The following is a 9,132-nucleotide window of genomic DNA, read 5'->3' on the forward strand; positions in this document are numbered from 1 at the left end:
GTTTTAAATGCTTTTATTGTTGTGTTTAGAAGACTTATTTTAGTATTTGAAACATGTAAATTGGAAAATATTATATGCTTTTTGTGTTACAATCATTATATAATATAACAAAAACACCCTCAACTCCGGGTGTTAAAAAAATGACCGCACACCTGCTTCGAATTTTATCTTCCAGGCGTTACCCTAATAGTTGGCTCGAATCAGGCACCCTTGCGGCACATGAAGACACTTATTTACCGCTGCTTCCTCCCGGACCTGACGGGGTTCATAAGGCTCCATTGCGCAAGACCCAATTGTCAACACTACTTTTTAGGGCCAGACCCTGAAAGACAAAACCCTCAGCCACGGCTTCAATCCTGCTATAGCGGGTTGCAGGTTACAGGGTACCGCTACCACCCCATTTAGTGCGGCCAAATCTTATATTTTAGTTTAAATGGCGGAGAGGGAGGGATTCGAACCCTCGGTAGGCGTGAGCCTACACCCGCTTTCCAGGCGGGCCCCTTAAGCCAGACTCGGACACCTCTCCGTAAAGTCTCTACTTTGAAAATTTATATATAATTCTATGAATGATAAAATCTAATGGCGGAAGGAGAGGGATTTGAACCCTCGAGGCAGTAAAGCCTACTCGATTTCGAGTCGAGCGGTTTAAGCCAGACTCACCCATCCTTCCGTTTTCTTAAATCACGGAAAAAATCTTTTAGAAGCTGTGCTGACTCTTCTTCCATAATACCTTCAACAACTTCTATCTGATGATTCATTCGCGAATCATCAAGCAGCTGATAAAGACTTTTTACAGCCCCAGCCTTGGGATCTCTGGCAGCAAAAATAAGCTTTTTTATCCTGGCCTGAAGCACTGCTCCGGCACACATCGGACATGGTTCTAAAGTTACATAAAGCTGGCAGTCTTCAAGCCGCCAGCTGACCTTTTTTTCGGCAGCCTTACGCAGAGCAATCATCTCAGCATGGGCAGTTGGGTCCTGGGTTTTTTCCCGGAGATTAAACCCCTTACCAACAACTTTTCCATTACAAACAACAACTGCACCAATTGGAACTTCATCATACTCTAGCGCTTTCCTGGCTTCTGCCAGGGCCATTTTCATATATTTTTTATCTTCATTAGAAAAAATCATAAAAACTCCTAAATAAATGGTGCGCCCGGAAGGATTCGAACCCTCAGCCTATTGATCCGTAGTCAATCGCTCTATCCAGTTGAGCTACGGGCGCAAGCTAAAACTTCTCTTAAGCAACAATAAATATTATAACAGCTGCTCTTATTATCGTCAAGGAATTTGTGAGAAAAAATTATATTCATTGATCTGACAGCCTTTGTAAGCTGTTTGAGTTAGTAAGCTGTCTTGAAGACAATAAAAAAGGCCATTTTTAAAAAATATTTAGAGTTATTGAAGTGAAATTTCCAGTATTAAAATTTGAAAAGCGTCTGATCTTTTAGGGTATTAACACTTTTAATCCTGCAAAACCCCTTCCGTAGTTTCTAGACTACATTATTGGGGTTGAAAAGTCAAGATTTTTGTTTCTGATTGAATGGTGGTTTTTGACTAAAAGTTTCCATAATTATAGTTTGATTACCTAATTTTACTTTAAACTGTAGTAATCTGTTAATTATATCACAATAATTTGAATATTTCACCTAACTTTATTAACTAGACTTTCCCCATTTTTTATATACTGCTGCAAAAAAGGGAGATGCAGGAATATTGAAATTTTTAGTCAATGAATCTTAACGAAATGAAGGAAGAAATAGGGTTGAACTGCAGGATGGAGTGAGCTAATCATGAGTCAGGAGGACTCATTGATTAGTGTGCCCTATTTCACACCCGAATTGAGTTTTAGATAAATCTAAAAATTTCGTTGATGACTAAAGCCCCCTTTTTGCAGCTTGAAAATAAATTTTGGGGAAACTCCTAACTTTATTAAAGTTAGAGCTTTTCTATTTATGAAAGAAAAAATAAGCTTCCCCCATTAAATTAGACACAAAGTTTAGGCAATTTCCTGTCGTTTTCATAATCTTCTAAACTTTTATAATTTAACGCCGAATACATTCTGATTCTGTTGTGATAAACAGCTATATATTTAAAAATTTCTGTCTTGCCTGGCTTCCTATAGCAGCCGCTATGCTGCCATTGTATTTTAGCTATTTTTAGTTTTAGTTTATAGTTTTTAAGTTATCTTTGACTGGGTTTTCTATCCAGACAGTCATAGAAAGTAGACTGGAAACCTTCTAATACCTGGTATATTTTCGTCACGGGAACACGGGAAATCGCTCTCTGTGGTTCTGGATAAAATCATAGATTGCCATAATTATATTACTATTAATATAAAAAATAAATTACCCAAATGGGTAATTTATTATAATCATAAGCAAATTTTATAAAAATAAAACCTGCTAAAGAAGTAATACTCGATTTTGATGATACAGTCTGTACTGTTTTTGGTAATCAGGAAGGTTCTGCAAATGGATATAATCCAAGATATAAAGGCAGACCTTCTTTAAAAAAAAGTTGGAATCATATCTAAAACTGATGAATTACTTAACCTGACACTGGAAGAAGGTACTCATCACAGCAATCATGAATTCCTTAATTTTTTAAAATCCTGTATTGAAACTCTACCTGAAAGCTGGTATCTAAAAGATCCATATCGAAAACTATTATATCTGCTCCAATATCCATCGTGATCTCTTTCCACTCTTCTTTAATCATTCTGCAGTTCCTAACCAGGTGATCCAAATCTTTAATAAAACATCATCCTTTTTAAGCAGTCTTTTAACTAATTAATACTCGGGTCTGTCAAAATCCTTCCCACTCATTTTATCAATAAAAATATAATCTTTTTCAACACCAGCTTTTAAAAGTCCATCTTCCTATCTGGCCGGATTCTGTTCTTTACTGGAAATTCTAATATAAACATATTTTTTATCACTCATATTATTTCACCTCTATTTCCAATTATTAGTTATAGGAAGATGAAGCAGTTAGTATTGCTATGATATTCCCCAGTACTATTGACGATATGGCCTGGAGTCAGGCAATGTATGATGGAGTTATTAGCTTAAAAGAAGAATTAGGAGAAAAAAAGATTTCAGAAATTTCTTACAGTGAAAACCTATATGATGCTGTGCAGGTTGGTTCAGCTATGCGAGAGTATGCTCCAAATTATGATATTGTTATAGCTCACGGAGCCCAGTATCAAAATATTGTTGATGATGTAGCACGAGATTTCCCAAATACTACCTTTGCTTACGGTACAGCATATAATGCTATGCATAATAATGTCTATGCTTATGATCCTAATGCTGAAGAAGGAGCCTATTTATCAGGAATCATCGCTGCCCATGTAACTAAAACCGGCATAGTTGGCATTGTAGGTCCTGTTGAAGCAGGTGATGCAATTAAATATAATACAGGCTTTATACAGGGAGTTAAATCAGTAAGTTCTAATGTTGAAATAAAAGTTGGTTATACAGGTAGTTTTGGAGATACTGTTGCTGCCAGAGAAATGGCTGAAACCCAGATTTCTGAAGGTGCTGATGTTTTAACTGGTTCAGCTCAGCAGACTGTTGGAGCAATCAAAGCAGCTGAAGAGGCAGGCGTTTACTGGTTATCTACAGATGTTGATCAGAGCAGTCTAGCACCAAATACTGTAATAGCATCTCAAGTGCTTAATTTTAAAGAAGTAGTTAGATATATGATTAATGCGAGAGCTGACGGAGTTTATGGTGGAGAGCATCTATCCTTATCATTTGAAAATGGATTTTTAAGCTATAAGCTTAATGAAAATCTGGATAATCTGATTGATGATGAGCTGCATGCATTAATTAATGAAAATATTGAAAAATTAAAGTCCGGTGAAATAGAAATAGAAATCAATTAAAATCAAAACCCTCCTGGAAGCTTCATCTGGGAGGGCCTATTTGAATTGTTTTAGGAGGCAGATTGATGGATAAAATTAAATCTTTAGAAATGGTCAATATAACTAAAAAATTTCCAGGAGTTATAGCAAATAAAGATGTTCATCTAAAGGTAGAATCTGGTGAAGTCCTTGCTCTACTTGGAGAAAATGGTGCAGGTAAAACAACTTTAATGAATATACTTTATGGGCTTTATCATCCAAACAGTGGTAGAATTTTAATTAATGATCAGGAAGTTAAAATTGATTCTCCTAAGAAAGCTCTGGATTTAGGAATAGGTATGGTCCATCAGCATTTTATGTTAGTTCCTTCTCTAACTGTAACCGAGAACGTAGCCCTTGGAATAAAATTTAAAAGTAAGTTTTCAATGGATCTGGATAACGTTGCTCAAAAAATTAAGCTTTTATCAAAAAAACATGATCTCAATATTGACTCCTCTCTTTTAATTTCTGACCTAAGTGTGGGTGAGAGACAGAAAGTTGAAATAATTAAAGCTCTTTATTTTAATGCCAATATCTTAGTTTTAGATGAACCAACTGCTGCTTTAACCCCTCAGGAAACAGATGATTTAATTAAATGGCTTAGGTCAGTTATTAAGGAAGGCATGGGAGTTATTTTTATCTCTCATAAATTAAATGAAGTCATGAATGTTAGTGATCGAGTTGAAGTTTTAAGGAATGGAAAAAATGTGTTTTCAACCCCAATTTCTAAAACTAATATCAATCAGCTAGCCCGAAAAATGGCAGGTCATGATGTAGAATTACCAACTGTAGAAAGAAAAAATAAATTTGGGAATACAATTATTGAGCTAGAAAATGTATGGGCTAAAAACGAACGCGGACTAGATGCTCTAAGAGGAGTAAATTTAACAATTAGAAAAGGAGAAATCCTTGGTATAGCTGGTGTCTCGGGAAATGGACAAAAAGAACTGGCAGAATCAATCACTGGTCTACAAAAAATTTACAAGGGAGATATAAGATTTAAAGGTGAAAGTATTGCAAATAAATCTGTTCAATCTATTATAGATAAAGGAATGGGCTATATTCCAGAAGATCGCCTACATATGGGAACTATTCCAGGTTTTAAAGTCAAAGAAAATTTAATTTTAAAAGATTATTTACGCAGCCCTTTCAGCAAAATATTTTTGCTTGATAGGACTTATATTAAAGATTACTGTAAATCAACAGTTGATGAGTATGATGTAAGATGTCCTAATATAAATACACCTACTCATGCTTTATCTGGTGGTAATATTCAAAAATTAATCTTATCACGGGAATTAAAAAGAGAACCTGATGCCCTTGTTGCTTCATATCCAATTAGAGGAGTAGATATAGCTGCAGTCCAATATATACATGAGAAGTTATTAGAAGCTAGAGATAATGATATGGGAATTCTTTTAATTACTGAAGAACTTGATGAATTAATAAACTTAAGTGACAGAATTGCAGTAATTTATGAAGGTCAAATATTAGATGTAATTGATACAGCTGAAGCAGATAAATCAAAGCTAGGTTTATTAATGGCTGGAATTAAGGAGGGTTCGCGTTGAGAAATAACATCATAAAAATACTTTTTAATATATTAGTTTTATCAATTTCATTCATAGTTGCTTTACTTTTTGGTAGTATAATTTTATTAATTGCTGGTGTAAATCCTTTGGTAGCTTATCAGGCAATGATTATTCGACCAATCAGCAGTGTCTATGGACTTTCAGAAGCCTTAGTGAGATCAATACCACTGATGATGGTTGGAATTGGAATCTCAATTGCTTTCAGATCAAAAATGATTAATATTGGTGGTGAAGGTCAAATTCAGCTGGGAGCAGTTGCAGCTGGAGCTGCTGCTCTGGCAATTCCAGGTGTTCCTAAGGCTATTGCTATACCAATTATTATTTTAGTTGGCTTTACTGTTGGTGGCATTTGGGGTGGGATTGCTGGTTGGATGAAAGCAAAGCTGTCAGTTAATGAAGTTTTAAGTACAGTAATGTTGAATTACATAGCATTTCAGTTATATCTTTTCCTGATAAGGGGTCCCCTGATTGATCCTTCAGAGATTGCTTGGGGTACTGGGGTACCTCAAACTGCTAGAATGCCTGATTCAACAATCTTTGAACGTTTAATTCAGCAGGGACAGAGAATTCACTCAGGTATTTTTATTGCCCTTATAATTGCAATTTTAGTTTATTTTTTATTATGGCGCACTACTTTTGGCTTTAGATTAAGAGCAGTTGGCGAAGAACCAAAAGCGGCAAATTATGCAGGAATAAAAGTCGATAAATATCTAATACTTGCTATGGTACTTTCAGGTGGAATGGCCGGAATTGCTGGAACAATTGAAGTAATTGGAGTCCACCACCGGGTTCTGGAAGGACTTTCAGCTAATTATGGTTTTAGTGGGATTGTTGTTGCTTTATTTGGAAGGTTACACCCAATTGGTGTAATTCCTGCTTCCTTCTTTTTTGGACTTTTATTAATAGGCGCTGAAATGATGCAGCGAGCAGTTAATATACCTTCTGCCCTGGTAATTAGTATTCAGGGACTGGTTATTTTAGCAGTTGTATCAAGTAACCTGCTGCTGGAAAATCCAAAGTATAGAAAGAAGTTTCTCGGCTTTCTTATGCAAAATAATTAAAAAAACTAATTCTGGAGGTTTATTTCATGGCAATTAATGAAATTTTAAATTTAATTTTAAGAATTTTAACTGTAGCTATTGCAGTTTCTGCCCCTTATTTATTTGCCGCTATTGGTGAAATGTTTTCTCAAAAATCAGGAGTCTTAAATCTTGGAGTCGAGGGAATAATGATGTTGGGTGCCTTTGTCGCCTTTTATTTTGCCTGGGCCTATGAGAGTATTTTATTAGGTATTATTTTGGCAGTTTTCGTTGGTGCTTTAATGGGACTTTTAATGTCCTTTGTCAGCGTAACTTTAAAGGCTAAACAAGGAATTAGTGGAATTGGACTTTATATGTTTGGCTGGGGAGTTGCCGGGACCTTATTTCGACTTTTTATTGGTGGAGTGGAAGATATAGCTGGTTTACCTAATCTCCACCTGGGGTTTTTAAGTGAACTTCCAATTTTAGGCAAACTATTATTTTCTCACAATATACTTGTTTATTTAGCTTTTCTTCTGGTGCCAATTTCTTGGTATGTTTTATATAAAACATCCTGGGGCTTAAAAGTTAGAGCAGTTGGCTCTACTCCCAGGGCAGCAGATACTATGGGGACAAATGTAAATAAAATAAGATATCAATGTGTAATTTTAGGAAGTATGCTTGCTGCTTTAGGAGGGGCTTATCTTTCTGTTGCTCAGGCAAATATGTTTGCAAATGACTTAGTTGCAGGCAGAGGTTTTATTGCAGTTGCTTTGGTTTATTTCGGCAGATGGAAGCCTTTTGGAATATTAAAAGGTGCAATGCTGTTTAGTATAGCAAATGGATTTCAGCGCTGGTATCAAATTTCTGGAAGTACTTTCCCCTATGAGGTAACAGTTATTTTTCCCTATCTTTTAATTATTATAGTGCTAGCTTTATCACATGAAAAATTTGCTGAACCTACAGCATTAACTGTACCGTATGACAGAGAATTTAAGGGTTAAAGCAATCTCTAAAAATAAATATTTAAGAATGTATTTAATGGCTACACTACGAAAAGTCTTAATCAGCAATTTTTGAATTTCACAATCCCTATTATGATAAGAGTGTCAAATTGTTAAAATGACCAAAATTGACTTTTCGCAGTTCAATCATTTGATTAAAAATCTAAATAATTAAATATTAAAAGGAGTTATTTCTAAAATGAGCTGGAAAGATCATACTTATTATTTAAAGGAAAGTATTAAAGAAGCAGAAGCTGCTGTAAAACATAATAATATGCCTTTTGGAGCTATATTAGTTGATCAAGCTGGTAATATAATTTTAAGGCAGGAAAATATTGAAATAACTGAATCAGACTGTACTGGACATGCAGAGACTCAGCTCATGGTCCAGGCTTCAAAAAAATATGATAAAAAAATTTTGAAAGAATGTACACTCTATACAACAGTTGAACCTTGTGCTATGTGCTCAGGTGCAATCTATTGGGGAAATGTTGGTCGAGTGGTTTTTGGCCTTTCTGAAAAAAAATTATTAAAAATAACTGGAAATGATGAACAAAATCCAACCCTTGATCTTCCCTGCAGAAAAGTCTTTCAGAGCGGTCAAAAAGATATTGAAGTAATAGGACCAATACCTGAATTAAAAACTGAATTAAGTCGATTTTATAAAGACTTTTTTGGGAATTAAAAAATATATATCAAAAAAACTTACTTGAACTTTTTACTCACCGAATTCAGCGTAAATTGTTTTCTATCATATTTGCAGGAAAGAACTTCATATATCAAGAATAGTTATAATAGCTGCTATTTTAGGGAGTGTCAGGATGTCTGATTAAATATTTCAAATCGGTAATGACAAAGGTGGGAGATATTCAAGCAAACAACATTACCATAAATATAGTTTTAAGTAATCTCAAAAATTTTTTCAGCTTTTTCAATTGCTTTAAGATAATCTTCAAAAATAAGACTGTGGTTTAAAGAAAAATTTTTTAGCTCTTTCCAGTTTGACTTTTCGTAAATCTCAATAATTTTTAAAACATCACCCAGTTTACCCTCTCCAGAAATTAAAGCCTCTTTAAATTCAGTTTTCATTGAAACCTGTTTAAGTATATCTTCTAGATCTCTATCCAAATAGGCATCAATTAAAGAAAACATCCCTAGTATAAATAAATCATCTTCAATTTCTAAATGTGTTTTTAATGATTCAGCAAAATAGGCTCTAACTAATGAAGTTTTTAATAAGATATCTGGTTTATTACTGCTTAAATTTTTAAATGAATAAAGAAGACTCCATTTTTTGAGTCTATCTATTCCTAAAAGTACTATCCCCTGTCTTATAGAATTTATATTATAACCATAAGCAGCAGAATTTACAAGTCTCAAAAGGCTGTAAGTCATAGATAAATCCTGTTTTATTGACCCTCCCCCAATTTGTAAGACACTGAGTTAAGATATATAATAAACTCAGGAGGTGCCCAAAATGGGAAAAAGAAGAAGTTACACTGAAGAATTCAAAAAAGATGCTGTTGAACTCAGTATAAATTCAAATAAGACAGTAAAAGAAATTGCTGATGATCTTGGGATAAATTACAGTAATTTAACCCGCTGGCG

Annotated in this window: 9 protein-coding genes, 3 tRNA genes, 1 other RNA gene and 2 pseudogenes; 7 read left to right on the forward strand and 8 right to left on the reverse strand. The window is 34.5% G+C overall.

The window, feature by feature from the left end; genetic code table 11:
• Positions 1-144 precede the first annotated feature (144 nt).
• From ffs to DER71_RS12305, 6 genes and pseudogenes are all read right to left on the reverse strand, one after another.
• Positions 145-410, reverse strand: an RNA gene (gene ffs, locus DER71_RS11275) — signal recognition particle sRNA large type.
• Between the two features lie 24 nt (positions 411-434).
• Positions 435-526 (reverse strand) — tRNA-Ser (locus tag DER71_RS11280).
• Between the two features lie 54 nt (positions 527-580).
• Positions 581-670: transfer RNA gene (locus tag DER71_RS11285), tRNA-Ser, on the reverse strand.
• Positions 657-1,130, reverse strand: a complete 474-nt coding sequence (gene tadA, locus DER71_RS11290; RefSeq protein ID WP_114457102.1) for a tRNA adenosine(34) deaminase TadA — start codon at positions 1,128-1,130, stop codon at positions 657-659. Before tadA ends, DER71_RS11285 begins: the two co-directional genes overlap by 14 nt.
• A 17-nt stretch (positions 1,131-1,147) precedes the next feature.
• Positions 1,148-1,224, reverse strand: a tRNA-Arg gene (locus DER71_RS11295).
• A 761-nt stretch (positions 1,225-1,985) separates the two neighbouring features.
• A pseudogene (locus DER71_RS12305) lies at positions 1,986-2,108 on the reverse strand (IS3 family transposase); the annotation flags it as partial.
• 298 nt (positions 2,109-2,406) lie between these two features.
• On the opposite strand from DER71_RS12305, the pseudogene DER71_RS12310 reads away from it, so the two are divergent.
• Positions 2,407-2,650 (forward strand): annotated as a pseudogene (locus tag DER71_RS12310) (IS1380 family transposase); the annotation flags it as partial.
• Here DER71_RS12310 and DER71_RS12410 read toward each other — a convergent pair.
• Positions 2,598-2,720, reverse strand: a complete 123-nt coding sequence (locus tag DER71_RS12410; RefSeq protein WP_255416509.1) for a hypothetical protein — start codon at positions 2,718-2,720, stop codon at positions 2,598-2,600. The pseudogene DER71_RS12310 and the gene DER71_RS12410 sit on opposite strands and share 53 nt — an antisense overlap.
• 283 nt (positions 2,721-3,003) lie before the next feature.
• Here DER71_RS12410 and DER71_RS11300 point away from each other — a divergent pair, with 283 nt between their 5' ends.
• The 5 genes from DER71_RS11300 to DER71_RS11320 all read left to right on the forward strand — a co-directional run bounded on the left by DER71_RS11300 (position 3,004) and on the right by DER71_RS11320 (position 8,209).
• Complete coding sequence (locus tag DER71_RS11300) at positions 3,004-3,891, forward strand: BMP family protein (protein WP_114457103.1); 888 nt, start codon at positions 3,004-3,006, stop codon at positions 3,889-3,891.
• Positions 3,892-3,956: 65 nt separating this feature from the next.
• Positions 3,957-5,480: an ABC transporter ATP-binding protein gene (locus DER71_RS11305; RefSeq protein ID WP_199505660.1), complete on the forward strand. Its 1,524-nt coding sequence runs from the start codon at positions 3,957-3,959 to the stop codon at positions 5,478-5,480.
• On the forward strand, positions 5,477-6,562 hold the full coding sequence (locus DER71_RS11310; RefSeq protein ID WP_199505526.1) for an ABC transporter permease: 1,086 nt from the start codon (positions 5,477-5,479) through the stop codon (positions 6,560-6,562). The genes DER71_RS11305 and DER71_RS11310 overlap by 4 nt, the downstream gene beginning before the upstream one ends.
• 26 nt (positions 6,563-6,588) lie before the next feature.
• A complete protein-coding gene (locus DER71_RS11315; RefSeq protein ID WP_199505527.1) occupies positions 6,589-7,524 on the forward strand; it encodes an ABC transporter permease in 936 nt (311 codons plus the stop codon).
• Between the two features lie 199 nt (positions 7,525-7,723).
• Positions 7,724-8,209, forward strand: a complete 486-nt coding sequence (locus tag DER71_RS11320) for a nucleoside deaminase (protein WP_114457105.1) — start codon at positions 7,724-7,726, stop codon at positions 8,207-8,209.
• Between the two features lie 215 nt (positions 8,210-8,424).
• Here DER71_RS11320 and DER71_RS11325 read toward each other — a convergent pair whose 3' ends face one another.
• Positions 8,425-8,952 carry an HDOD domain-containing protein gene (locus DER71_RS11325; protein WP_369834991.1) on the reverse strand — a complete coding sequence of 176 codons (528 nt, stop codon included), beginning with the start codon at positions 8,950-8,952 and terminating at the stop codon, positions 8,425-8,427.
• Between the two features lie 49 nt (positions 8,953-9,001).
• Here DER71_RS11325 and DER71_RS11330 point away from each other — a divergent pair.
• Positions 9,002-9,132, forward strand: a 131-nt coding sequence (locus DER71_RS11330; RefSeq protein WP_147269421.1) for a transposase, incomplete at its 3' end; no start/stop codon positions are given.

Source organism: Halanaerobium sp. DL-01 (assembly GCF_003338615.1).
GTDB lineage: Bacteria > Bacillota > Halanaerobiia > Halanaerobiales > Halanaerobiaceae > QPJE01.